The organism is Jannaschia maritima, assembly GCF_030973515.1.
Taxonomy (GTDB): domain Bacteria; phylum Pseudomonadota; class Alphaproteobacteria; order Rhodobacterales; family Rhodobacteraceae; genus Jannaschia; species Jannaschia maritima.
The window spans coordinates 62,156-87,236 of record NZ_JARGZA010000007.1 but is presented as its reverse complement, the minus strand read 5'-3'; the positions used below and the strand labels follow the sequence as shown (position 1 = coordinate 87,236).

Sequence of the window (25,081 nt, the reverse complement as noted above, 5' to 3'; positions counted from 1 at the left end):
GGTATGGCCCTCACGCCGCGGTGGCGTTCAGGAATTGGCGCAGTCTTTCGCTGCTTGGTTGCCCGAAGAGCCGGTCGGGCGGCCCTTCCTCCTCGATGCGGCCCTGGTGCAGGAAGACGACATGGTCGGACACGTCGCGGGCCATGTCCATGTCGTGCGTCACCAGCAGCATGGTCCGCCCTTCGGCGGCCAGGGCCTTGATGACGCGCACGACCTCCTGCTCCAGTTCCGGATCCAGGGCGCTGGTGGGTTCGTCGAAGAGCAGCGCGCGCGGCTCCATGCACAGGGCGCGGGCGATGGCGGCGCGCTGCTGCTGACCGCCGGACAGCTGCGCGGGCCAGGCGTCGCACTTGTCGCCGATGCCGACCTTCGCGAGGTAGTCGCGCGCCGCCGGCTCGACCTTGGCGGGGTCGCGCCGCAGCACCGTGACCGGCGCCTCCATCACGTTCTGCAGCACGGTCAGGTGGGACCACAGGTTGAACGACTGGAACACCATCGACAGGTTCGTGCGGATGCGGGTGACCTGACGGGCATCGGCCGGGCGGCGGGCATGGCCCGTGCCGGCCCAGCGCACGGATTCCCCCTCGAACGCGACGTCGCCCCCCTGGCTGTCCTCCAGGAGATTGGTGCAGCGCAGCAGGGTGGACTTGCCGGACCCCGAGGAGCCGATCAGGCTGATGACCTGGCCTGGCATCGCGGTCAACGACACGCCCTTCAGCACCTCCAGGCTGCCATAGGACTTGTGCAGGTCGGTGATCTGGATGACGGGGTCTGGCACGATGGCGGGGCGCCTTGGGCTGCGATCCGCACGCTTACGCCGCAAATCCCCGCGGAATGCAACGGGGCATGCGGGATCGGACGATCAGGGCCCCGTATCGACCGCCTGGCGCGCCAGGGCTGAGTCGCGGTCGTTGATGCCCAGCAGGTTGGCGACCAGCCGCAGGAAGCCGTCCTCCTCCGCGTCGCGGTCGCCGTCGGCCAGCGCGACGGCCCACAGGGCCTTCATCACGGCGATGCGGTCGTCCAGGGGCACCCCGTCCTTGATGGCCCGGGTGAAGCGGACCGTGTCCGGCGCCTCCGCCTCAAGGTCCTCCGCTTCGCCGCGCAGCTTCGCGGCCTCGAAGGGGGACAGTCCGTGGCGGTGGACGAGGATGCGGTCGATGCGCGACGCCTCCACCGTGGCGTAGTCGCCGTCGCTGCGCGCCACGCGGACGAGCAGGGCGGCGAGCGCGAGGCGCGCGTCCGGTTCCGGCAGGGTTTCGGGTTCGGGGGCCGTCATTCGGCGTAGGAGGTCTGCGAACATGGGCGGGATATAGGCGCGCGATCCCCGTCCGCCCAGACCCGCGTCGTCACCCGTCGGGATCGTAGCCCTCGCAGATGACCAGATCGGACGCGCTGATGCCCTGCCGCAGCGCGATCGCCGCCCGATAGGCCGGACTGTCGTAGCAGGCCAGCGCCGCGGCGTAGCTGGGAAACTCGATCACAACGGTGCGGGGCTTGGCCTCGCCTTCGCGCAGTTCGCGTGCGCCGCCGCGAACCAGGAACCGGCCCCCGTACCGGGCCAGGGGTCCCGCGTTCGCCTGACGGTAGAGGTCGTAGGCCGCGGGATCGTCCACCCTGCCATGCGCGATCCAGTATCCCTTGGGCATCACTTCCCCATCACGTTTGCGCCGATGCAACCATTCCGCGTTGCCCGGCGTAGTCTTCGTGATACCTGTCGTGCCGCAAAGGCACCATAGTCCCACCGACCCTACCGGACGAAGAACCACATCATGATCCGACCGATCGCCCTGTTGCTGATGACCGCCACCGCCGCCACCGCGCAGCAGGCGGCGGACGCCCCCCTTTCCACCACCGTCGCGACCCAGGGCGCCGGATCCGCGATCGGGTTCACGCTTCGCGCGGGCGTGGCGGCGCGGCCGGACTATTTCGGTTCCGACAGCGCGGAGGCCGCGGCGGATCTGGGCTTCTCGCTGAATTATCTGCGCTTGGGCGGGCTGGAGTTCGGGAACCCCGATCCTCTGTACGTTCCCGAAGGGTTCCGCGTCACCGGTTCGCTCCGCTATGTCGGCGACCGCGACGACGACGACAACGCGGAGCTTGCGGGCCTCGACGACGTCGATGCGTCGTTGGAGCTGGGTGCGGGCCTCGCCTATGGCACGCGGGACTATCAGGTCTTCGGCGCGGTGCGCTACGGCGTGATCGGCCACGAAGCCTGGGTCGGCGAAGTGGGCGGCGACGTGTTCTTCCGTCCGAACGATCAGTTGACCCTGCGCATGGGGCCGCGGGCCTTCTTCGGGTCGAACGATTACGCGGACACCTATTTCGGGGTGTCGGGCGCGGAATCCATCGCCAGCAACGGAAACTTCACGTCCTTCGATCCCGGCGGCGGACTGATCTCCACCGGGGTGGAGTTGGGGGCCGGCTATCGCTTCAACGAGGATTGGGGCGTGGACGCGGCCGTGCGCTACGACCGGTATCGGCGCGACGCCGCGGACAGCCCGATCCTTCAGGACGACGATACCGTCAGCGCCCGCATCGGCATCACGCGTCGGTTCACCTTCGGGTTCTGACCGCGGACGTGGCATGGGCGGCCCCTTGCCGGCTGGCAAGGGAACCCCTACCGCGTTGTCGCGCTTCGTCTGCATGCGGATCCTTCTCTCTTTCGCCCTGACCGCGGCCCTTACGACGGGCGTTGCGGCCCAGACCGTCACCCCGGTCGCCATCGGCTTGATCGATGCGCCCCCGTTCGCCATCGAAGGGGCGGGGGGATCCTGGACGGGCCTCGCCGTGGACCTGTTCCGCCTGGCGGCCGACGATCTGGGACTGGCGCCCGTCTTCACGGGCGTCGACGACGTGGCCTCGGGGCTGGAGGCGGGCATGGACGTCGTCTTGCCGGTGGAGGCTTCGCCCGCGCTGGAGGCTGCGGCCGATCTGACCCACCCGGTCTATACCGCCACGCTGGGCGTCGTGTCGGAACGCGAGGGCCGCATCCTGTCCGTCGTCCGGGGGTTGGCCTCCTGGGAGTTCGTGCGCCTGATCCTGGGGTTGTCCGTCCTGCTGCTGGCCGTGGGCGCCGCCGTGTGGGCGATCGAGCGTCGATCCAACGAGGACATGTTCCACCGCTCGCCCGCCCGCGGTCTGGGCGACGGATTCTGGTGGGCCGGGGTCACGCTGACGACCATCGGGTACGGCGACAAGGCGCCCGCGACGTTCTGGGGCCGTGCGGTGGCGATGCTGTGGATGCTGATGGGGCTGGCCGTCAGCGCGTCGTTGACCGCCGCGGTCGTGACGCTCGCGAATGCCGGCGACGCAGCCCTGTCCCTGCCCGAGGATCTGCGCGACCGGGACGTGGTGGTCGCCCGCGACACCGCGGCCGCCGCCTACGCGGAACGGCAGTCCATTCCCGTGCGAGTCGTGGCCGATGCGGCGGAGGCGGTCGCCCTCGTGCGGGACGGGGCGGCGGAGATGGCGTTGGGCTCCGCGCCGGTGCTGCAGCATGCCGCCGATGGGGCGGGACTGGCGATCACGACGACGCAGGTGGATCCCGTGCTCGTGTCCTTCGCCGTCCCGACGGCCGATCCGCTGCGGGAGGACCTGAACGCCGCGTTGCTACGCATCATCGCCTCCGAGACGGGACAGGAGATCGTGCGTCGATACGTCGGCTCGGAGGAGTGAAGGGCATAGGTCGGTTCGACCGGTCGGTCCCGACCGTTGCCGGGTCCCGACAGGGATGCACGTTCGCGCCCGAGTGGACGCGGAGGGGGCCGCCCCCGCCACCCGACGGGAGCGGCGATGCCGGGGCTCAGTTGCCCTTCAGCGATTCCTTCGCGTCGCCATAGCCCTTCTGGACCTTGCCTTCGGCTTGGTCGGCCTGGCCGTCGTGCTTCATCTCGTCGTTGCCCGTCAGGTCGCCGGCCTCTTCCTTCACTTTGCCGCCGAGATCCTTGGCCTTGCCTTTGGTCTGATGTTCGTTCGCCATGGTGTCGTCCTCCATTGCTGTGGAGGGGAAACGGATTGGGAGAGTCGCCGGTTCCGTGCCCATCCGCAGGACCGGCGTCCCGTCGCCCGTCACACCAGGCGGGACTGGTCCTTCGCGGCGCGCACGAAGTCGGCGAACAAGGGGTGGGGCGCGAAGGGCTTCGACTTCAGTTCGGGGTGGAACTGGACGCCGATGAACCACGGATGGTCGGACCATTCCACGATCTCCGGCAAACGTCCGTCGGGCGACATGCCCGAGAAGCATAGGCCCTGGTCCTCCAATTGCTCGCGGAAGCGGATGTCCACCTCGTAGCGGTGGCGGTGGCGTTCCTCGATCGACGTGGTGCCGTAGACTTCGGCCACGCGGCTGCCTTCGGTCAGCACCGCGTCGTAGGCGCCCAGGCGCATCGTGCCGCCCTTGGCGTCGGTCTTCTTGCGCGTGACCTTGGCGTTGCCCTTCACCCATTCCTTCAGGTGATAGACGACGGGGGTGAAGTCGTCCGTCTCCACCGCTTCGATGTCGGCGAACTCCTCGGACGCGGCGTCCTTCAGATCGGCGGTGTTCCGTGCCGCCTCGATCACGGCCATCTGCATCCCCAGACAGATCCCGAGATACGGGACCTTGTGCTCGCGCGCGTACTGGGCGGCCTTGATCTTGCCTTCGGTGCCACGTTCGCCGAAGCCCCCGGGGACCAGGATCGCGTGGAAGCCTTCCAGATGCGGGGCCACGTCCTCGCGGTCGAAGGTCTCGGAGTCGATCCATTCGGCGCGGACCTTCACTCGGTTCGCCATGCCGCCATGGGTCAGGGCCTCCGCGATGGACTTGTAGGCGTCTTCGAGCTGCGTGTACTTGCCCACCACGGCGACGCGGACCTCGCCCTCCGGGGCGCGGATGCGGTCGACCACGTCCTCCCACCGGGTCAGGTCGGGACGGGGCGCGGGGCTGATGGCGAAGGCGTCCAGCACGGCCTGGTCCAGCCCTTCGGCATGATAGGCGAGGGGGGCCTCGTAGATGGATTTCAGGTCCTGCGCGGCGATCACGGCGTCCGCGCGGACGTTGCAGAAGAGCGCCAGCTTCTCGCGTTCCTTCTTGGGGATGGGCCCCTCGGAGCGGCAGACCAGGATGTCGGGGGCCAGACCGATGGACCGCAATTCCTTGACGGAATGCTGCGTGGGCTTGGTCTTCAACTCGCCCGACGCCTTGATGTAGGGCAGCAGGGTCAGGTGCATGAAGAGGCACTGGCCGCGCGGCTTCTCCTGCGCGAACTGGCGGATTGCCTCGAAGAAGGGCAGGCCCTCGATGTCGCCCACCGTACCCCCGATTTCGCAGAGCATGAAGTCGACCTCGTCGGCGCCCACGTCGATGAAATCCTTGATCTCGTTGGTGACGTGGGGGATCACCTGGATGGTCTTGCCCAGGTAGTCGCCGCGGCGTTCCTTCTCCAACACGTTGGAATAGATGCGCCCGGAGGACACGGAATCGGTCCCGCGCGCCGCGACCCCGGTGAAGCGTTCGTAATGGCCGAGATCCAGATCCGTTTCTGCCCCGTCGTCCGTGACGAAGACCTCGCCGTGCTCGAAGGGGGACATCGTGCCGGGATCGACGTTCAGGTAGGGGTCCAGCTTGCGGAGGCGCACGGTGTAGCCCCGCGCCTGCAACAGCGCGCCCAGGGCCGCGCTGGCCAGGCCCTTGCCCAATGACGAGACCACCCCGCCGGTGATGAAGACGAACCGCGCCATATGCCCGAAGCCCCGTATCTGGCGCCGTTCCGTCCGGGACGATCCCGGATCCGGCGCACACCCACGGGGGTCGCGCTTAGCACCGGGCCGGGCGCCGCCGCAACCGGGTGCGCGGCGTCAGCGCCGGATCATTCGCCGCGGGGCGGCAGGAGCGGCTGGTCGCCCGTGGACGGCGGCAGGAGGGATTCCCCCGACGGCACCGCGGGGGCGGTCCCGTCGGCCGTGGGCGGCAGGAGGTCCACGACCGACCCGCTGGCCCCCTGCTGCGCCGACAGGATCGTCAGCGCCACCGACGTGGTCAGGAAGGCCACCGCGAAGAACCACGTCACCTTGGTCATCGCCGTCGCGGCCTGGCGCCCCGTCATCACGCCGCCACCGCCGCCCATGCCGAGCCCGCCCCCTTCGGAGCGCTGCAGCAGCACGACGACGATCAGCACGATCGCCAGGATGAGGTGTACGACGAGGACGACGTTCTGCATGGCGCGGGTCGCTTCCCTGGATTGGCCCCGACCACGTAAAGGGTGCGGGCGTGGCCTGCAAGGCGGGGCCGGGCTTTCGCGCGGCCGCCTTACGGGCTAGGGGGCGGCGGCATTTCCGAAGGGGACCCGTGCACATGGCGAACGTGGTGGTGGTCGGCGCGCAGTGGGGCGACGAGGGCAAGGGCAAGATCGTGGACTGGCTGTCGGAGCGCGCGGACATCGTGGCGCGGTTCCAGGGCGGCCACAACGCGGGCCACACGCTGGTGGTGGACGGGACCGTCTACAAGCTGCACGCGCTGCCGTCGGGCGTCGTACGGGGCGGCAAGCTGTCTGTCATCGGCAACGGCGTGGTTTTGGATCCCTGGCATCTGCTGTCCGAGATCGCGACGCTGCGCGATCAGGGGGTCGAGATCACGCCCGACACGCTGATGATTGCCGAGAACACGCCCCTCATCCTGCCTTTCCACGGGGCGTTGGACCGCGCGCGGGAGGCCGCGTCGCAGGCGGGCACGAAGATCGGCACGACGGGGCGCGGCATCGGCCCGGCCTACGAGGACAAGGTGGGTCGCCGCGCCGTGCGCGTGGGCGATCTAGCGGACCGGGACGTGCTGGCGGCGCGGATCGACCGGGCGCTCGTGCATCACGACGCGCTGCAACGGGGTCTGGGAATGGGGCCGGTCGATCGGGACGCGTTGATCGCCGACCTGCTGGCGATCGCGACCGACGTCCTGCCCTTCGCGGGGCCGGTCTGGAAGCGGATGGACGATGCCCGCCGGGCGGGCCGGCGGATCCTGTTCGAGGGCGCGCAAGGCGCGCTTCTCGACATCGACTTCGGCACCTATCCGTTCGTCACGTCCTCCAACGTCATCGCCGGGCAGGCGGCCACTGGCGTGGGGCTGGGCCCGGGCGCCATCGATTTCGTGCTCGGCATCGTGAAGGCCTATACGACTCGCGTGGGCGAGGGGCCGTTCCCGACGGAGCTGCTGGACGAAGACGGGCAGCGGCTTGGCGAGCGGGGGCACGAGTTCGGCACCACGACGGGGCGCAAGCGCCGTTGCGGCTGGTTCGACGCGGCCCTTGTGCGGCAGACCGTGGCGACGTCGGGGATGACGGGGATCGCGCTGACGAAGTTGGACGTCCTGGACGGATTCGCGCGGCTGAAGCTTTGCGTGGGCTACGACCTGGACGGGACGCGGCTGGACCACCTGCCCACCGCAGCGGAGGCGCAGGCCCGCTGCGTCCCCGTCTACGAGGAGATGGAGGGATGGTCCGACAGCACCGAGGGCGCGCGCAGCTGGAACGACCTGCCGGGTGCCGCGGTCAAGTACGTCCGCCGCGTCGAAGAGCTGGTGCGCTGTCCCGTCGCGTTGCTGTCCACCAGCCCGGAGCGCGAGGACACGATCCTGGTGACCGACCCGTTCGAGGATTGACGCGATGGCCCTGAGCTACAAGGCCCGGAAGCGCTGGGCGTTCTTCATACTACTGATAGGGATGCCGGTCTACGTCGTGGTCGCCGTCACGGTCGCGACGTGGATGGGCGCCAGCGACTTTCCCGTCGCTGTCGAGTTCGTGATGTACGCGGTGCTTGGGATCGCGTGGGTGTTCCCGTTCAAGGCCATCTTCCGGGGCACCGCCAAGCCGGATCCGGACGCCCCCCCGGAGGACGACGGTCAGGCCTGATCGTCCGCCTTCCCGTCCTCGGGCAGGGCGTGGCGCTTCATGACGCCGACCTGCGCGAACAGGAAGACGAAGATCGCCACGGGCATGTCGAACGTCTTGAACGTGACCCAGACGTCGGTGGACAGGAGCCGCCACACCAGTTCGTTCGCCGCCGCCAGGGCCAGGAACAGCCAGACCATGCGGCGGGTCAGGACGATCCAGCCCTCTTCGGTGAGGGGCATGGCCTCCGACAGGATCATGGATAGATAGGATCTTCCCTGGACCCACAGGCCGAAGCCCAGGATCGCGGCGAACAGCAGATAGATGAGCGTGGGCTTGATCTTGAAGAAGCGCTCGTCGTTCAGCCAAACGGACAGGCCGCCGAAGATCGTTACCAGCACGGCGGTGAAGATCTGCATCGCGCTGATCTTGCCGGTCAGCGCCCAGAGGATCCCGGTGCAGACCAGGATCAGCGGGATGAAGGCGGCCGTGACCGCGACGAAGCCCGTGTATTCCGTGCCGCCGACGACATAGACCTCGTCCTTCAGGAAGAAGTAGGCGACGAAGAACAGCAGGACCGGCCCCAGCTCCAGGGTGGTCTTCAACCAGTTGGGGACATCGCGCGTTGCCATGAGGCGTCCTTACGGCGTGGCGGGGACCGGGTCCAGTCAGCCCGCGAACTCCACGATCAGGGCGCCCGCGGCGATCAGCGCGATCAGCCCAAGGCGCGTCGGGCCCATCGGTTCGCGCAGCCAGAGCCATCCGATCAGGGCGGCGAATACGGTCGACGTCTCGCGCAGGACGGCGGCCTCGCCCACGTCGTCGAGCCGGGTGGCCAGCATGATCGATCCGAAGCTGCCCCAGGCGACCACCGCGCCGATCAGGCCCAGCCGGACCAGTCGGAGTGTCGGACGGAACCGGCGTCGCGCGATGGCAGCGGCGGGGAAGTCGATCGCGGTCAGCAGGAAGAACCAGGCGAGGAAGGTGAACGGGTCCGGGGTCGTGCGGATCCCATAGGCGTCCCAGGTGGTATAGACCGCGACCATCGCGCCGGTCGCCACCGCGAGGACCAGCGCAGGCACGAGGGTCGCCCGGCCCGCCGTGACGTGCCGCATGTTGTAGGCGGACAGGCCGAACAGTCCCGTCAGGAGGACCGCCACGCCCATCCATTGGAGCGGCGCGAACCGTTCGCCGAACACCAGCCCCGCGCCGATCACGGTGAACAGGGGGCCGGTGCCGCGCACGACGGGATAGACGACCGTGTAGGCCCCGCGCAGATACGTCTCCGCCTGGAGGATCTTGTAGATCGTGTGGATCACGACCGCGCCCGCGAGCAGACCCCATTCGATGCCCCGAGGCGGGGGGACGAGGAACAGCGCCACGGGCAGGGATAGGACGAACAGGCCGGAGTCGATGGCGGTGCGGGCCGCGTATGGAGGTACCCCGCCTTTCTGGAGGGCGCCGAACAGGGCGTGGAGGAACGCCGCCGCCAGCGCCAGCCCCATGGCGGCGGTCGACGCGGCGGGCGTGCCTTCGATGGCGGCGATCCATTCGGTCATGGGCGCGGCCTAGGCGCTCTTGCAACCGGTTGCACGGGTGCGGCACAGGAGCGGAATGCAAAGGCGGGACCATCAGAAGGGCGATGCGGCCTCGACCGCCCTCTATTCCGACGACATGACGTACCGCTACGACCTCGTGCGGGTCTGGGATCCCGCGGGCGGGCGGGTGAACTTCCTGATGCTGAACCCGTCCACCGCGACCGAACTGGCGAACGACCCTACCGTCGAACGGTGCGAGCGGCGGGCGCGGGCGTTGGGGTTCGGTGCGTTCCGCGTCACGAACATCTTCGCGTTCCGCGCCACGGACCCGAAGGTGATGCGTGCGCATCCCGAGCCCGCGGGCCTGCCGGAGAACGATCGGGCCATCGTGGAAGCAGCCGCTTGGGCGGACGTCGTGGTCTGCGCATGGGGGACGCACGGGGCGCATCTGGACCGGGGGCCGGCGGTCGAGCAGCTCCTGCGGGCGGCCGGGGTGCGGCCGATGGTGCTGGGACTTTCGAAGGCGGGGCATCCGAAACACCCGCTGTATGTCCCCTATGCGGAACGGCCGGTCCCCTGGTTCAGGTGAAATCACGACAGTTGGACGCGTTCCGGTAAGGATGCGGCAAGGGTCGGACGGTTGACGAAAACCGCTCGTAAACTTCTGGGGCCCGGGCAGAGGGATTCGCCGGACCTGTCGGTCGGGTTGCGAGGCCGTTAACGCCCGCGCGCCGTACGGTGGTCCGCTTCCCGCGCCGACGGCGATTGCGGGGCGCTCTGCTCGGACGGACATCTCCGGGGGTCGAACGGCGCATCCCATCGGGGTCGCCGGACCTTCCCGCGAGGATGCCGGTCCAGGCCGTTCCCCGACATCATAGAACCCGGAGGAGCGTCCAGCCCCGGCATCCTGGCGCCCCTGCAGGAGACCGCCGATGCCGATCCAAGACACGTTCAAGACCCGCGATGCCGGTCTGACGAGCCCGCTGTCGAACATGTTCAACGTCGTCCCCGACGACCAAACGGACCTGATCCACGTGACCCGTGCGCTGTACGTGGGCGCGGGCGGGTCGTTGTCGATCACCACCGCGGGCGGCCAGACCGTGACGATCCCGGAGATCGCGCCCGGCTGGCATCCGCTGCGCGTCTGCCGGGTCCATGCGACGGGCACCACCGCCACGGGCATCGTGGGAGGCTGGTGAGATGATCGGCGTCGGATCCGACGCGGTCGTCTCGTGGATCGGCACCGGCCTTTCCGGTGGGATCTCGCCTCCTCCCTCCTCGGCTGGGCTTCGGTTGTCCGGGTCGGATGGGATCGGTGGCCACATCCAGGCGACCGACGCCGGCGCCGACGTCACCATCACGACCCCCCAGCGACATGCCGGCACCTATGCGGTGTCGCAGGCGGACCTGAATTCGGGTGGACCCGTCTGGCTGGTGCCGCCGAGCGTGGCGGCGGACGGCCCGGGCGCGTGGATCGTGGACGATCCCGGCATCCTGCTAGCCCCATCCGACGATCGCCCGATCATCGTGATGCAATGGCTGCGCGACGGCGACGTGGACGGTTCGGGTACCCGTCACTCGATCACTGCGGAGGGACAGTACTCCCGCATCGAGCTGCGCGCCCGGGCGGTCAACGACGCCAGCGGACCTTCGGGTCGGATCGCGACCGCGCTGGCCCAGGCATCCACGTTCCACGTGGCCCGGCGGTTCCATGGGACCCGCCTGATCGCGAACCTGGAGGAAGTGGGTCCGACCCTACCGGACCTGACCATCGGGCTGTGGCATCGGTCGAGCGACGGGTCGAGGCTCGATGCCTTGCGCACGTTCTATTGGGACGAGCACGGTGCATCGCAGGTCGGCTTGCAGATGATCGTCCATAGCAGCCGGTTGCAGTTCCTCTATTTCGCGCCCGATGGAGATGGGACCATCGCGCGCAACAGCGCGACCCTACATTTCGATCGGAACATCGTCGCGGGCACGGACGTGCTGGTGGTGGCCCAGATCGAGGGCGCCACCGGAACGATGGAGGTCCACGCTTCGATCGACGGGGGGCCGCGGCAGTCCACCAGCCGCACCTCCTCCTACTCCGGAGGGGTCCATTTCGATCAGCATTCGATGGACCTGATGATCAACTCGGATGTGCGGGCCGAGTTCAGGCGCCTGGCCTTGTGGCCCACCGCGCCGGACCTGTCGGACCCCGCCCTGTGGGTTGAACTCATGCAGCAGGACGGGGGCATGCGATCGCACGACCGGGCGAACACGGTCCTCGGGGTGCCGCTCTACGACGTGAGACTGGACGGCCAGACCCTCGACGACCTGACGGCCGGCACGAATCCGGGGACCGGAGGCGACTTCCATTTCACCGAACAATCCCCTTTCCAGGAGTTCGCAGATGTCGACTGAATTGACGGTCCTGCCGGGCCTGCCGGAAGCGGCTGGAACGATCCTGACGGACGACGGAGTTCCGGGACGCGTCAGCCGTCCCGCCGGAGTGAACGTCGTCCTCCTGGGATCGCATTTCGTCACGAGCGTTTCGCTCGCCCGTCCGCGGATGAACCTGGTGTTCAGCGTCCGATCGGCGAGTGGAACCGAGATCGAATCCCCCGACATCCGGCATTTCCATACGCTCCCCGCGGGTTGGGCCAACGGGGGGCGGATCGACGTGCTCCGTCCGGTTAACGGCGCGGTCGAGGAGATCGGGACGTTCGACATCGTCGAGACCCGTGTATGCAACATGCACATTCGTCCGGATAACGGCATGAGCGCGGTGGGCGTATCGACGGCACATGTCGGCACGCGCAGCACCTATCGGCCCAACTCGCGTGTCTGGTGGGCGGTGGCCAGCATCGAAGGGAACCGCCGGTCCGCCTTCTCGGCGCCCGTGCCTTTCGATCAGGGGGACGACCCGGTCGAGGATGCGAGCGCCGCCGTGAAAGGGGACTTCGTCGATGCGCCCAGGAAGGACCCCCGCGAGTACACCGTCGACCCGGACCTTCCGGTGCCCACGGGCGTCACGGTCACGCCCACGGACGATGGCAACACGTGCCGCGTGACTTGGGACGAGGTGCCGGGCCGCAACTGCATCGTCGTGTTCTGCGACGAGCCTACCTTCGATACTCGGTGCGGCATCACGGTGGATGCGAGCGTCGATCACCTCCGACCGGACGACATCTTCATCCTGAAGAAGACATTCGACGCTCGGACCCCAAACGAGACGCGGGTCTCCGACTACGTCTGGGAAGCGTCGGGGCAATCGCCGATCGACCAGTTGGGGGAGTTCTACTACGGCTCGTCCGAACCGGATCCCGGTCAGTACGGCGTCAACTTCGTCGAGGAGGACGGCCGGGAATTCATCCGCACCACGATCGATCCCGACGGGCGCAATGGGTGGTTCGTCGAGAAACCGTCGGCAGGCGCGGATCAGTCGTTCTACGACGTGAATCTGCCCGGGGTGACGTACCGCATCACGGTGGTCGTCCGGAACATCCGATCCACACCGGTCGCGTTCAGCTTCGATTACGACAGCATGAACGACCTGGATGCGCGCTCCCGCACCATTCCGGCGAACTCGGGCTGGGTGACGCTGACGCATGACGTGCGTCGCGATACGTTCAAGTCAGGCGGAGGAGTCCAGTATGCCCATCTGCGGTGGGATGGGGATCTGGACATCGACAGCGTGGTGATCCGCCAGGCGGATCTGCCGCTCGAACGGATGTTCCCCAGCGAGCTGGAGGACCTCGACAGCGCCAATCCCGGGCTCGTGCGGTTCCATGCCCACTGCAAGAGCGCGCCATCGGGATACCGGCTGCAGGATTTCCTGCAGATCGCCAACGGTTCGATGGCGCGTATCCTGCACCTGATCAAGCGGGAAGGGCACTGCCGCCCCTGGTTGCAGATACCTTGGTACTGGACGGAGGAGGACTACGACGGCCTCGCCGAGTACCTGTGCGACCCGGACGTGAACGATCCCGTGAACAAGCCGTGGGCCTATCTGCGCGGTCAGCAGGGGCAGGTCGTGCCGTGGCAGGACGCGCTCGACGATTGGGTCGATCCGGTCACCGGACGAACGGAAGCGATCAAGTGGTGCTTCGAGGTCGGCAACGAGGGGTGGCAGACCGGCGCGCGGCCCGAATTCTATCGGGTGCCCGACAGCAACGGCTATTCCCGCGGCGCGGTGAACGGGATGCTGCTGGATCGTCTCGCCAGACGACTGGAGGCGAACCCGCATTTCCGTCTGGCGGATGCGGACTTTTATGTCGGCGGATGGCAGGTCGATCCGAAAGGCTGGACCCGCGACGGCATCGAGGCGAGCCAGTACGCGACCTGCAGCGGAAGCGCGGGCTATACCGGCGGCTGGGATGCGGAGAACGGTGCCGTCAACGACGGTCAGGCGGAGGCGTACCAAGTCATCCTGGACACCCACTTCCTGGGCCGGGACTGGTTCAACAACACCACCATCGCGGAAATCTGCGACGACAACGCCATCTTCGCGCGGCAGTACGAGAACGGGCCCGGATACAGCATTCCGAATGCGAACTACGACGAGGTGAAGGCAGCCAGCCAGGAACGCGCGGTCAAGAGCGTGGCGACAGGCACGTCGATGATGATGGGCTGGATGCACGCGCATTCGATCGGCATCGTGGACCATAGCTATTTCTTCGTCGCTTCGGGCAACAACTGGACGTCGCGCACGCGGGAGGATCAGGGCAACGGCGTCGTCCCGGCCTATCAGTGGATGGGTCTGATGAACCGGTACATGATCGGCGCGACGACCCGTCTGTCCCGGATCCTGGACAGGACGGAGTTGCGCGACGTGCACCCGCGCTGGGGGTCGGTGCAGGAGATCGACGGCATGACGCGCGGCTATCGCGTGACGGCGCCGACCCACACCACCTATGTGCTGGGGAACCTGTCCAGCGTGGACAGCGAGAACATACTGGTCCGGCGGAAGGGCGATCCTTCCGAAACGGTTAGGCGGTTCACCATGACGGGCGACATGCAGACCCACAACACCACGACCGAGACAAAGGACGACGTGTCCATCGTGTCGGAGGTGGTGGCCGTCGACGGTGACATCCGCACCACCCTCGGGCCGGGGATGCTGCAGGTCTTCGTGGTGACACCAGGCGACGGCGGAGGCTGAAGGACGCTTCCGGTCCGTTCCATCATGGACGGACCGGGGCCCGCGGTCCTTCCCCGCGGGAGGGATGACGATCGCGAACGTCAGTCGCGCGCCCGGTCGAGCAGTTCCAAGAGTTCCATGAACTTGGCGCGTTGGTCGTCGGCATCGCCGGAGGCCAGCGCGTCCTCGATGCAATGGGCGGCGTGGTCATCGATGACCAGCCGTTCCACCCCCTTCAGCGCGGCGCGCACGGCGGCGATCTGGGTCAGGACGTCGACGCAATAGCGATCATCCTCCACCATGCGGGCGATGCCACGGACCTGGCCCTCCAGGCGGCGGAGGCGCTTGAGCGTGGTGTCCTTGTTGGCGTGCATGGGGCCGTCTAGCGAAGAAACGATCGGATCGCCAACTCGACCGTCCTGCATCTTGATTCAATACCCGTGGGGGGTATATTGCAGGGCGCGCCGAATTGGAGGTTCCCTTGCCCAAGGATACACGCGACGCCGTCGATGACATGACCGACCCCGCCGTCGCGGCGACAGGACGTCGGGCCGTCCTGTATCGGATGGCGCTGCCGGATCATCTGTGCCCTTCCGGCCAGAAGGCCCGGTGGCTGCTGGAGCGCCAGGGCTTCGAGGTGGACGATCGTTTGTTCCGCACGCGGGCGCAGGTGGATGCCTTTAAGGAATCGCAGGGGGTCGCGACGACCCCCCAGATCTGGATCGAGGGCGAGAGGGTGGGTGGTTATACCGACCTGTGCGAACGGCTCACGGGGTGGGATCCGAACGCCACCACCTATCGGCCCGTGATCTATCTTTTCGCGGTTGCCGCCGCGACGGCGCTGGCGCTGTCGATCGGCGTCCTGGGGGCGGTGGGATGGCAGACGCTGGGTTGGTTCGTCGGCATCTCGATGATTCTGCTGGGAATGCAGAAGCTGCGCGATGTCGAAGGGTTCGCGACGATGTTCCTGAACTACGACGTCCTGGCGCGGCGCTGGGTGCCCTATGCCTACGTGTATCCTTGGATCGAGACGGGGGCGGGCATCCTGATGACCGGGATGCTGCTGACGTGGCTGGCCGCACCTGCGGCCTTGATCGTCAGCGCGATCGGCGCCTGGAGCGTGTTCAAGGCAGTCTATCTGGAGGGGCGCACGTTGAAATGCGCCTGCGTCGGCGGCAATTCGAACGTTCCATTGGGCTTCGTCAGTCTTACCGAGAACCTGATGATGATGGGCATGGCCGTGACCATGCTGGTCCTGTTGGCGATCTGAGGCCTGCGGCGAATCCGCCATAATCCGCGAACAGGTAGAAATTGGTGGCGGCCCGCTCGGCTTGCGACGATGTTGGCCTTCGATGCGGAGACCATCGAAAGCACGCCAAAGACGATGACGGACGAGGTTTCCCTGTGGAGTTCCCGGTCGGGACGTATCCCGCATGAGCGGCCGCGCGGCCATCGGCTTGCATCTCGATGACGGAACGTTCTGCGTGCGGCTTGACGGTGGAGGACTTGACGGTCCGCTATGGCGAGACGACCGCGCTGCACGGTATAGGCTTCGTCGTGGAACCGGGTGCGCTGGTGTCGATCCTGGGGCCATCGGGTTGTGGCAAGTCCACGCTGCTGCGCGCGATCGCGGGACTCGAGCCGGTAACGTCGGGGCACGTCGCGGTGGGCGGACGCGACGTGGCGCCCCTGCGTCCCGCGCAACGTGGCGTGGCCTTCGTGTTCCAGTCCTACGCGCTGTATCCGCATATGACGTGTCGAGCGAACCTAGCCGCGCCCCTGGTTATGACCGAACTGTCCGCGCTGGGGCGGGTGCCGCTAGCGTGGCGACTGTCGTCCACGGCTCGGCGGACACGTCATTCCATCGCCGCCCGGGTGGAGCGGACGGCGGCAATGTTGGAGATTGAGCCGTTCCTGGACCGGAGGCCCGGCGCGCTATCGGGCGGGCAGCGCCAGAGGGTCGCGCTGGGCCGCGCGCTGATCCGGGAACCGGACCTGTTCCTCCTGGACGAGCCGCTGGCGAACCTGGATGCCGCCCTGCGGCAGACCACCCGTGCGGAGTTGCGTGCGCTGCAGCGCCGGCTGGGGGCCACGACGCTGTTCGTAACCCATGATCAAGCGGAGGCGATGGCGATCTCGGACCGCGTCATCGTGATGTTCGACGGACGCATCGCGCAGGTCGGCACCCCCGACGACCTGTATCGCACACCCGCCACCCTCCAGGTCGCGCGGTTCCTGAGTCAGCCGCATCTGAACGAGATCCCGGCGGACGTCCTGCGCGACGCCATCGGCATCGCGACGGCGGGGCGACCGATCGCGGTCGGCGGCGTTCCCCTGAGGGGGGCGACCGGCATCGTCGCCGTTCGTCCGGAGCACGCCGAGATCCGCGAGGCTGCACGCCCCGGTCTGCCGGGCTTGCCCGTCACAGTGACGGAGGCCGAGCATGGCGGCGCCGACAGCCACCTGTACTTGCGCGATGCGGGCGGGCGGCGGCTTGCCGTACGGCTCCCGTCCGAACGCTTGCCGGACTGGCCTGCGGGCAGGGCCGGGGTCTTCGGCTTCCGCCTGGATGCGGCGCGGGTGTTCGGGGATGCGGGCGGACCATCGCGCGCGATGGCGTCCTGAGTTGGCGACCGCACCCGAAATCCGCCATCGGCGACGCCTGGGCGCGGCGTTGGCGCTGCCCGCGGCGCTGACGTTGCTGGTCCTGGTGATCGGGCCGTCGCTGGCGGTGTTGGGACTTTCGGTCACGGATTACCGACTCGGCATGCCCGGGGCGAACTGGGTGGGAGCGGCGAACTATGCCGCCCTGGCGACCGATGCGGGGCTGCGCGGCAGTCTGGCGAACACATTCGCCTTCGTGGCGGTGGTCGCACCCCTGGCGGTCTTCGGCGGCCTATGGGTGGCGATCCTCGTCGCAGGGGCGGGCCGGGCACGAGGCTTGGCGCAGACGGTGTTCTTCCTGCCCGTTACCGCCACCCTCGTCGCCATGGCGACCGCGTGGGAGGTTCTGCTGCACCCGTCCTTCGGCATGGCGAACGCTCTGCTTGGGGTTCTCGGGCTGCCCGCGCAACGGTTCCTGTCCGATCCGAACCTCGCACTCTGGACGCTGGCCGTGCTGGCGGTGTGGAAGCTGCTTGGATACAACGTGCTGTTGTTCCTGGCGGGTCTGGCGACGATCGACCGGACGCTGTACGAGGCCGCGGCCCTGGACGGCGCGGAGGCCGGCTGGCGACGGTTCACCCTGGTGACATGGCCGATGCTGGCCCCCGTCACGCTGTTCGTGACCGTCATCACCCTGATCCGCACCTTCGGCGAATTCGAACTGGTCGTCGTCCTGACGAACGGCGGTCCCGACGGCGCGACCGAGATGGTGCTGTTCACCCTGTATCAGGAAGCGTTCCGATACTTCGACATCGGCCGGGCCTCCGCGCTGGCCGCGGTCTTCCTGGTGTTCGTGATGGCCCTGTCGCTGACACAGATCTGGATCGCGGAGCGGCGGCGGTGAGGACGATGGCCTTTATCCTAGTGGCGGCGGCGACGTTGGCGCCCTTCGTCGTGATGATCGCCACGTCCCTGGCGGGTCCGGCGCAGATCTACGAGGGTGGCATCCTGCCCAGCCCGGATCTGAACGCCGCCGTCGACAACTATCGTGCCGCACTGACGGAAGTGCCCCTGCTACGGTACATGGCGAACGGTGCCTTCGTCTGCGCGGTGATCCTGGTCCTGCAGGTCACCATTGCCGCTCCTGCGGGATACGCGTTGGCGAAGCTGCCGTTCCGGGGACGACCGCTGATGCTGGCGGGCGTGGTGCTGGCACTGATGATTCCCATGCAGGTTCCGGCCATTCCGCTGTTCCTGGGGGTGGCGTCGCTGGGCTTGTTGAACACGTACACGTCGCTGATCGCGCCGTTCGTGATCTCGGCCTTCGCGCTGTTCCTGTTCCGGCAGTTCTTCCTGTCCTATCCGGACGAGGTGCTCGATGCCGCACGTCTGGATGGGTTCGGCGAACTGTCCATCGTATGGCGTCTGATGGTGCCCGCCGCGTGGCCCGCGGTGGCGGCGTTCGCCACGATCAGCGTCATCAACCATTGGAACGACTTGTACTGGCCCCTGGTGGTCATCACCGACACGGACATGATGACCCCGCCCCTGGGACTGGTCGCCTTCCGCGCCACCGCCGAATCCTCCGGTGACGTGGGTGCGCTGATGGCGGGCGGCGTGATCGTGACAGCGCCCCTGGTGGTGGCCTTCCTGTTCCTGCAACGCAGCCTGATGCGCGGCCTCTCCGCATCCGCGCGCGCCTGATCCACCACTTCAAAGGGAGACCCCGATGCGAAACACCATGCTCACCGCGGCCCTTCTGGCCACCGCAGTCCCGGCCGCGGCCCAGACGGAGATATCCGTGTTCCACGCCTGGCCGCACCACGCCGAATGGCAGCAGCGTCTGGCCGACGACTTCATGGCCGCGAACCCCGACGTGACGATCCGAATGCTCGCCCCGTCCACCGATTACGACGAGGGGCTGGTCAGCGTGATCCGGCAGGACATGGCCGGCACCGCGCCCGACCTGTTCCTCGTCGGCAGCCACCTGCTGGCAGAGGTCGCGGCCCGTGACCTGGCCCCCCCGATGGACGACCTGTTGGACGGGCGCGACATGGACGCGCTGGGCTATTCGGACGCCGCGCTGGCCCTGACGCAGGTGGACGGCGTGCAGGTCGGCCTGCCCTGGACGTCGTCGACCCCAGTCATGTTCTACAACGCCGAACTGGTGCGACAGGCGGGCGGCGACCCCGCGGCCATGCCCACGACATGGGACGAGGCCATCGCCCTGGGCAAGGCGATCGAGGCGTTGGGCGATGACATCGAAGGATTCTATTACCCGCCCGGCGACGATGACTGGATGGTCCAGAACCTGCTGGCGACCGCGAACCTGGCGCCGCTGTCGGACGGCACTATCGCGTTCGACACGCCCGAAGGCCGTGATGCGCTGGCCCTGTTCGAGCGGTTCCACGACGAGGCGGGACAGGAGGCGATCCCGAACTCCGCAGCGCGCCAGATGATGTACGCGGGCAAGCTGGGCCTCTACTTCAACTCGACCGCCGCGGTGCGATCCTTCGCACGCGAGATCGAGGATCGGTTCGAATGGGGCACTGCACCCATGCCGCGTCTGACGGAGGACGGCGGCGTGGCGTCGGGCGGGATGGCCGCGGTGATCCTGACGGACGATCCGGAGAAGCGGCAGGCGGCGATGGAATACGTCCTATATGGAACGGGGGCCGAGGGGCAGGCGACCATCGTGCAGGCGACGGGCTACATGCCGGTCAACGATGGCGCGGAGGCGTTGCTGGCGGACTTCTATTCCGACAACCCGGCCTGGCGGACATCGGCCACGCAAATGGACCGATCGCTGCCCTGGTTCGCCTGGCCCGGCCAGAACGGCATCCGCATCAGCCAGGAGGTCGTCGATACGATCACCGCGGTCGCCAACGACCGATTGGATACCGCCGGCGCGGCGGAGCGTCTGACGTCCGAGATCGGGGCCCTGCTGCCCTGATCGTTCCTCGGGCCGCCCGCCAAGGGCGGCCCCCTTCGATCCGATGGTCACGATGCGGGCGTCCGTTTCCGAACGCATGCCGCTTCGACGACGCATCGTCGTTCCGCCCGATCGCCGGGCCGATCCGAGCTAGAGTTGTGGGGCGATCTGTTCGGCCAGGGCTAGCCAGACGGCTTCGTGCGCCGCGATGATGCCGGTATATCCGGGCACCGTCACCGGAGCGAAGAGGGTGAACGTCTCGATCCGCCCGCGGCGGCTGACGTCGTTGCGGATGGCATAGCTGCCCGTGAACCGCAGCCGTCCATCGACTTGCACGATCATGTCCTGGACCGTGACGGTCACCTCCCGGTCGGGGAAGCCTGTCAGCGGCCAGGGCTCCACGGCGACCTGCGCATCGGTGATCGTGTTCAGGTGGCGGGCCAGCGATACCTGCAGCGCCCGGTCGGGAAGGTCCGCCCAGAGGCGATCGCCGTCCGTCGTCAAGCTGCCGTCCGGCTGCTGGATCGGTATCTCCTGGTTTATCGCGTATTCGGGCATGGACACCTCGTTCACCATCACGGTGGACGCGGCGACCGCGATGCGCGTGTCCGTCGTGACGGGGGGCGGCGCGAAGTACTGCGTCTCGCCGCATGCGATCAGGGCCAGTGGCAGGAGATATGGCAGTCGCATGGTCGAGGTCCTTCGTGGCGGCCCTAGCGGCCCAGGAGGAGGGAGTTCGGGTTCCGCTCGATGGTGCGCGCGAGCGAGCTGACGTCGTCGGCGGCGCGGGTCGCGGCGCGCAGCGTCGCGAACAACTCCTGCGCGACGCGACTGTCGCTGTCATAGGTGGACAGGACCGTGGTCGCTCCGGTGGTCAGCGCCTGCAGGCGGTTCACCAGCGCGGGCAGGTCCGTCGCCGCCACCCGGATCGAGTCAGCCGCCCCCGATGCGGAGGACAGCGTCGCGTTCAGATTGTCGAGCGTGCCGCCCGTGCGGATCTGCTCGATCGTGGCGCGAACCTCCTGCAGGGTCTCGGACAGGACGACGGGCACGTCGCCCGCCTCGTCCGACGACAGAAAGGCATCGGCGGTCTGCATCAGGTCGGTCGTCGCGTTCACCAACTGATCCAGCGCGAGGCCATTGGCCTTGGTGGTCAGGTCATTCAGGTTGCGTGCGAGCACCTCCACCTCCGCGGTGACGCGCTCGGCGGAGGCGGAAAGGGCCGGTAGGTTCGCCGTTCCGTCCGCGATGGAGGTCGCGGCGCGTTCCGCGGCCTGCAACGTGGACGTCAGCGCAGCCACGGCCTGTGCCTGGGCCAGTTCCCGGGTGATGATCCGGATATCCTCCGTGATGGCCGGCAGGTCGGTCAGCACGGCCTGGATCTCGGGCGTGGCCAGAAGGGCGCGGGCGTCGCCGATCAGTCCGTCCGCGTTCGAGGCGATCCCGCCCAGCCGGTCGGGCAGGGCCTGCAGGGACGGATCGGTCAACAGCGTCTCCGCACCGCCCACGGCGGCGTCGATCGACGCGCGCAACGTGGCGATGTCCGCCGTTCCGGCCGCGAGGTCGCGTGCTGCCGCGTCGACGTTGGCGAGGGCCGTTTCGACCTGCGTCAGGATGGGCCCCTCGCTCAGCCGGGTGGCCACATCGCGCAGCGCGCCGGTGATTCGGGGCACGTCCGCCAGAAGCGTCCGAATCTCGGGGGCGGCCACGATGGCGCGGGCATCGCCGACGAGGCCGTCGGCCCCCTCGGCGATGCTGCCGATCCGATCGGGCAAGGTCTGTAGGGCGGCGGCGTTGATGAGCGCGTCGGCCCCGGCGGCCGCGGAATCGATGGATGCCCGAAGGGTCGCGATGTCCGCGGTGCCGGTCGCGACGTCGCGCGCCGCCGCGTCGATGCTGGACAGGGCGGATTCCACCTGCGTCAGGATGGGACCCGATCCGATGCGATCGGTGAGGGCACGGATCGACGCGGTCGCCGCCGCCGTATCGTTCAGGATGGCTGCGATCTCGGGTGCGGCCAGGGCCGCGCGGCCCGCCTCGACCGCCGCATTCAGGTTCTCGGGGATCGCCTGCGTCGCCTCCGACGCGATCAGGCGCCCGGCATCGTCGAACAGCACCAGGGCGGTGTTCGACAGATCTTGCAGGTTCGCGGTCCCCGCCGCGATGTTCGCCGCGGCCGCCGAGGCGCTGTCGAGCGTCCCGGCCAGTGTATCGCCCAGTTCACGGGCGGCGATGTCGGCGGCGATGCCCCGCAGGTCGGCGGCGATCGATTGGACATCGGCCAGCGTGGACGCGGTCTGCGGCGAGGACACGATGGCGCGGGCGTCGCGGACCAGACCGCCGCCCTGTTCGAGGGCCGCGAGGGCAGCACCCGGGATGGCACGCGTGTCGCTGTCGGAGGCGATGCGGTTGACGTTGTTCAGAAGGTCGGTCGCGGCGAACAGCAACTCCTCAATCGGCAGGTCGTTGATGCGCGACAGCACCCCTTCGGCGGAGGCGGCGATCGACGACGTCTCCCCCTCGATGGTGGGGATCAGCGGGTTGTCGGCGATCCCGATCTCCAGACCCTCCGCGGGCGCATCGGGCGCGTCGACCAGTTCCACCGCCAGGTCGCTGCCCAGGAGCGAGGTGGAGACGAGTTGCGCGCGAAGGCCGGATTCGACCAAATCGCCAACGAAATCGATGCCCTCCAAATCCGTCTGCATGTCGGACATGCCCATGCGCGATGGCTGCAGCGACAGGACGGCCAGCAGTTCGGGCTGGGCCCCCGGTCGATCTGGACGGATGAAGCCGGTGATGGACGACACCGCGCCCACGCGAACGCCGCGGAAGCGCACCGGGGCCCCTTCGACGAGGCCCGCCGCCGCGGACGGGAACAGTGCCGAGAACCGGACCGACCGCGTGGCCGGGGCTTCGAACGTGGAGGTGAGCGCTGACTCGCGGTCGTCGAAGATGTCGAAAACGTAGCCTTCCTCGATCGGCTGCCCCCCGGACACGAGCGTGTCGAAGACCAATCCGCCCTCCAGGATCGCAGCGAGCGAGCCGACGTTCAGCTCCACCCCGGAGCCACCCAGGCTGACGGAGATGCCGGACGAGTCCCAGAACCGCGTGGCCGTGGTGATCTGCCGGTCGTAGGGCGCGCGGACGAACGCATCGATGCGGATCTCGGACCCGTCGCCCGACAGGCGCGGGGTCGCGACCTCCCCGACCTCGATCCCGCGATAAAGGATGGGAGCGCCCGCATCCAGGCGGGCGGAATCCGCCGCACGCAGGACGATCGGCGTGCCCTCCACCCCTGGCGGCACGATCGGCGCGCGCTCGTTGCCTCCGAACAAGCTGACGCGGTCGCCGATCACGCTGTCCCAGGTTCCCTCGATATAGGTCCCCGACAGGATGGTTGTCAGGCCCTCGACGCCGCGGGCGGAAACCTCCGGCCGCACGATCCAGAAGCTCGCGCTCTCGTCCAGATAGGGGGCGATGTCCGCGTTCACGCGAACATAGACGTTGACCGAATCAAGATCCGCGCTGAAGCCCACGTCCTCCACGATGCCAACGGCGACCTCCCGGTAGCGGAGCGTGGTCTCGCCCACGGTGACGCCGGATGCGTCGGGAAACGATATGGAGATCAACTCGCCCCGGTTCCGATAGGATTGCCATGCGATCGCGCCGGCCACGAGGATCGCGACGAGCGGCACCAGCCAGACGGCCGACAGGATCGGACGGCGGCGGCGTTGTTCCAGCTTTGGGGCGGGAGGCGTCGCTCGTGTGGGCGAAGGGGGGGGCGTGTCGGTCATGGTGCGGCTGCGTCGATCCTATCCCAGAGGCGGCGGCTGTCGAAGCTGAGGGCGGACAGCATCGTGAAGATGACCGAGGCGGCGAAGCAGATGGCCGCCAGGCCGGGGTTGATGGACGCCAGCAGGCTGAACTGCACGAGTGCGGCCAGGATGGCGACGACGAAGACGTCGATCATGGACCAGCGACCGATGAATTCGACGAACTCGAACAGATGCAGCAGGGGACCGGGACGGTGGCCGCGGGGAAACTGCACCGCGAGGGCCAAATACGCGATCGCGATGAACTTGCCCACCGGAATAAGGATGGAGGCGACGAACACGATGATCGCGACGACATAGGCCCCGTAATGCCACAGCTCGATCACGCCGCCGATGATCGTCGCTTCCTGCGCGCGGCCCACGGTCGACGTGATGAGCATCGGCCACACGTTGGCCGGAACGAAGAACAGGACGCCCGCGAGCCACCAGGCCCAGACGCGCTGGAGCGACGTCACGTCCCGGCTGGCCAAGGGCGCGCCGCAGCGAGGGCACAGGGCGTCCTCCGGCGCGCAGGCGCGCGTGCAGGTGCGACAGCCGATCAGGCCCGCCTCGCGCGCGGTCAGCGCGTGGAGCGCGCCGTGTCCAGTGCCGTCCATATCGAGTGTCGACTCAGCTGCGTGTCCTGGAATGCCGTTATGGCGACGATCGCCGCAAAGGACCAGAAGGCGGGTCCCATGGTCAACGTCGCGAGGTCGGCCAGCTTCACGAGTGCCACGGCCACGCCGATCATGAAGATCTCGGCCATGGCCCAGGGACGTATGCGTTCGGCCCAGCGCAGCGCGAAGCGCGCGCCGGGCCACGGGCTGGTGCCGAAGGACAAGGGCCCCAATGCCCAGATCAGGAGCGTCAGGCGCCCGACCGGCAGGACGATGATGAACAATCCCACCGCGAGCGACAGGGGCGCCATGACGCCTTGCGAGAACGACATCACCGTGTCGAACACGGATGCCTTGGCGGTGAACACCCCCTGCCGCAGTTGCAGGAACGGGAAGAAGATCACGATCGTCATCAGGATGAGCGAGGCGGAAGCCAGGAGCACCACCCGCATCATCGCCTCCGGGCCGCCGCTCGACAGGACCGTGTTGCAGCGGATGCAACGGGCGCGCCGACCCTCGGGCGTGGCGTCCAGCGTGTGGAGCGCATCGCAGACCGGGCAGCAGACCAGATCGTCGCGGGGCGCGGCGGAGGTCATC

At 68.1% G+C, this 25,081-nt stretch carries 26 protein-coding genes; 13 read left to right on the top strand and 13 right to left on the bottom strand.

What is annotated here, in order from left to right; translation table 11 throughout:
- Nucleotides 1-10 precede the first annotated feature (10 nt).
- From P0084_RS08455 to P0084_RS08445, 3 genes are all read right to left on the bottom strand, one after another.
- Nucleotides 11-778 carry an ABC transporter ATP-binding protein gene (locus P0084_RS08455; protein ID WP_308916394.1) on the bottom strand — a complete coding sequence of 256 codons (768 nt, stop codon included), beginning with the start codon at nt 776-778 and terminating at the stop codon, nt 11-13.
- An 84-nt stretch (nt 779-862) separates the two neighbouring features.
- Nucleotides 863-1,303 carry a tellurite resistance TerB family protein gene (locus tag P0084_RS08450; protein WP_308916393.1) on the bottom strand — a complete coding sequence of 147 codons (441 nt, stop codon included), beginning with the start codon at nt 1,301-1,303 and terminating at the stop codon, nt 863-865.
- A gap of 46 nt (nt 1,304-1,349) precedes the next feature.
- Nucleotides 1,350-1,649 carry a DUF1330 domain-containing protein gene (locus tag P0084_RS08445; RefSeq protein ID WP_308916392.1) on the bottom strand — a complete coding sequence of 100 codons (300 nt, stop codon included), beginning with the start codon at nt 1,647-1,649 and terminating at the stop codon, nt 1,350-1,352.
- Nucleotides 1,650-1,772: 123 nt separating this feature from the next.
- Here P0084_RS08445 and P0084_RS08440 point away from each other — a divergent pair, with 123 nt between their 5' ends.
- Nucleotides 1,773-2,573, top strand: a complete 801-nt coding sequence (locus P0084_RS08440; RefSeq protein WP_308916391.1) for a MipA/OmpV family protein — start codon at nt 1,773-1,775, stop codon at nt 2,571-2,573.
- Nucleotides 2,574-2,646: 73 nt separating this feature from the next.
- Entirely contained in the window at nt 2,647-3,678 is a 1,032-nt protein-coding gene (locus P0084_RS08435) for an ion channel (protein WP_308916390.1), read from the top strand.
- A gap of 127 nt (nt 3,679-3,805) precedes the next feature.
- On the opposite strand, the gene P0084_RS08430 is transcribed toward P0084_RS08435, so the two are convergent.
- The 3 genes from P0084_RS08430 to secG form a co-directional block, all read right to left on the bottom strand.
- On the bottom strand, nt 3,806-3,997 hold the full coding sequence (locus P0084_RS08430) for a CsbD family protein (protein WP_308916389.1): 192 nt from the start codon (nt 3,995-3,997) through the stop codon (nt 3,806-3,808).
- Between the two features lie 74 nt (nt 3,998-4,071).
- Nucleotides 4,072-5,721, bottom strand: coding sequence for a CTP synthase (locus P0084_RS08425; protein WP_308916388.1), 1,650 nt, complete (start codon nt 5,719-5,721; stop codon nt 4,072-4,074).
- A 128-nt stretch (nt 5,722-5,849) separates the two neighbouring features.
- Nucleotides 5,850-6,200, bottom strand: a complete 351-nt coding sequence (secG, locus tag P0084_RS08420; protein WP_308916387.1) for a preprotein translocase subunit SecG — start codon at nt 6,198-6,200, stop codon at nt 5,850-5,852.
- A gap of 134 nt (nt 6,201-6,334) precedes the next feature.
- On the opposite strand from secG, the gene P0084_RS08415 reads away from it, so the two are divergent.
- Nucleotides 6,335-7,630 (top strand): adenylosuccinate synthase, encoded by a 1,296-nt coding sequence (locus P0084_RS08415; protein ID WP_308916386.1) that lies wholly within the window; start codon nt 6,335-6,337, stop codon nt 7,628-7,630.
- Between the two features lie 4 nt (nt 7,631-7,634).
- Complete coding sequence (locus P0084_RS08410; protein WP_308916385.1) at nt 7,635-7,880, top strand: DUF2842 domain-containing protein; 246 nt, start codon at nt 7,635-7,637, stop codon at nt 7,878-7,880.
- Here the strand turns inward: P0084_RS08410 and P0084_RS08405 are convergent.
- Entirely contained in the window at nt 7,871-8,491 is a 621-nt protein-coding gene (locus P0084_RS08405) for an inner membrane-spanning protein YciB (RefSeq protein ID WP_308916384.1), read from the bottom strand. The genes P0084_RS08410 and P0084_RS08405 overlap by 10 nt on opposite strands.
- Before the next feature lie 36 nt (nt 8,492-8,527).
- Nucleotides 8,528-9,418: a DMT family transporter gene (locus P0084_RS08400; RefSeq protein WP_308916383.1), complete on the bottom strand. Its 891-nt coding sequence runs from the start codon at nt 9,416-9,418 to the stop codon at nt 8,528-8,530.
- Nucleotides 9,419-9,473: 55 nt separating this feature from the next.
- On the opposite strand from P0084_RS08400, the gene P0084_RS08395 reads away from it, so the two are divergent.
- The 4 genes from P0084_RS08395 (at nt 9,474) to P0084_RS08380 (ending at nt 14,540) form a co-directional block, all read left to right on the top strand.
- Complete coding sequence (locus tag P0084_RS08395; RefSeq protein ID WP_308916382.1) at nt 9,474-9,986, top strand: DUF1643 domain-containing protein; 513 nt, start codon at nt 9,474-9,476, stop codon at nt 9,984-9,986.
- Between the two features lie 343 nt (nt 9,987-10,329).
- On the top strand, nt 10,330-10,596 hold the full coding sequence (locus tag P0084_RS08390; protein ID WP_308916381.1) for a spike base protein, RCAP_Rcc01079 family: 267 nt from the start codon (nt 10,330-10,332) through the stop codon (nt 10,594-10,596).
- Between the two features lies 1 nt (nt 10,597).
- A complete protein-coding gene (locus P0084_RS08385; protein WP_308916380.1) occupies nt 10,598-11,800 on the top strand; it encodes a hypothetical protein in 1,203 nt (400 codons plus the stop codon).
- Nucleotides 11,790-14,540: a hypothetical protein gene (locus P0084_RS08380; protein WP_308916379.1), complete on the top strand. Its 2,751-nt coding sequence runs from the start codon at nt 11,790-11,792 to the stop codon at nt 14,538-14,540. Before P0084_RS08385 ends, P0084_RS08380 begins: the two co-directional genes overlap by 11 nt.
- An 80-nt stretch (nt 14,541-14,620) precedes the next feature.
- Here the strand turns inward: P0084_RS08380 and P0084_RS08375 are convergent, their stop codons facing one another.
- The gene (locus P0084_RS08375; RefSeq protein ID WP_308916378.1) at nt 14,621-14,893 is read right to left on the bottom strand and encodes a metal-sensitive transcriptional regulator; all 273 of its coding nucleotides are present in this window, start codon (nt 14,891-14,893) and stop codon (nt 14,621-14,623) included.
- Between the two features lie 107 nt (nt 14,894-15,000).
- Here P0084_RS08375 and P0084_RS08370 point away from each other — a divergent pair, with 107 nt between their 5' ends.
- From P0084_RS08370 to P0084_RS08350, 5 genes are all read left to right on the top strand, one after another.
- The gene (locus P0084_RS08370; protein WP_459554088.1) at nt 15,001-15,789 is read left to right on the top strand and encodes a MauE/DoxX family redox-associated membrane protein; all 789 of its coding nucleotides are present in this window, start codon (nt 15,001-15,003) and stop codon (nt 15,787-15,789) included.
- A 197-nt stretch (nt 15,790-15,986) separates the two neighbouring features.
- Nucleotides 15,987-17,144 carry an ABC transporter ATP-binding protein gene (locus P0084_RS08365; RefSeq protein ID WP_308916377.1) on the top strand — a complete coding sequence of 386 codons (1,158 nt, stop codon included), beginning with the start codon at nt 15,987-15,989 and terminating at the stop codon, nt 17,142-17,144.
- A 1-nt stretch (nt 17,145) separates the two neighbouring features.
- Nucleotides 17,146-18,027 carry a carbohydrate ABC transporter permease gene (locus P0084_RS08360; protein ID WP_308916376.1) on the top strand — a complete coding sequence of 294 codons (882 nt, stop codon included), beginning with the start codon at nt 17,146-17,148 and terminating at the stop codon, nt 18,025-18,027.
- Nucleotides 18,028-18,032: 5 nt separating this feature from the next.
- Entirely contained in the window at nt 18,033-18,827 is a 795-nt protein-coding gene (locus tag P0084_RS08355) for a carbohydrate ABC transporter permease (RefSeq protein WP_308916375.1), read from the top strand.
- Between the two features lie 25 nt (nt 18,828-18,852).
- Complete coding sequence (locus P0084_RS08350) at nt 18,853-20,076, top strand: ABC transporter substrate-binding protein (protein WP_308916374.1); 1,224 nt, start codon at nt 18,853-18,855, stop codon at nt 20,074-20,076.
- Nucleotides 20,077-20,205: 129 nt separating this feature from the next.
- Here the strand turns inward: P0084_RS08350 and P0084_RS08345 are convergent, their stop codons facing one another.
- Genes P0084_RS08345 through P0084_RS08330 form a run of 4 tightly spaced genes read right to left on the bottom strand, consistent with a single transcriptional unit; the run spans nt 20,206 to nt 25,080 of the window.
- A complete protein-coding gene (locus P0084_RS08345) occupies nt 20,206-20,745 on the bottom strand; it encodes a PqiC family protein (protein WP_308916373.1) in 540 nt (179 codons plus the stop codon).
- A gap of 23 nt (nt 20,746-20,768) precedes the next feature.
- Nucleotides 20,769-23,849 (bottom strand): MlaD family protein, encoded by a 3,081-nt coding sequence (locus P0084_RS08340; RefSeq protein WP_308916372.1) that lies wholly within the window; start codon nt 23,847-23,849, stop codon nt 20,769-20,771.
- Complete coding sequence (locus tag P0084_RS08335) at nt 23,846-24,484, bottom strand: paraquat-inducible protein A (protein ID WP_308916371.1); 639 nt, start codon at nt 24,482-24,484, stop codon at nt 23,846-23,848. Before P0084_RS08335 ends, P0084_RS08340 begins: the two co-directional genes overlap by 4 nt.
- Nucleotides 24,448-25,080 (bottom strand): paraquat-inducible protein A, encoded by a 633-nt coding sequence (locus P0084_RS08330; RefSeq protein ID WP_308916370.1) that lies wholly within the window; start codon nt 25,078-25,080, stop codon nt 24,448-24,450. The genes P0084_RS08335 and P0084_RS08330 overlap by 37 nt, the downstream gene beginning before the upstream one ends.
- Between the last annotated feature and the right edge of the window lies 1 nt (nt 25,081).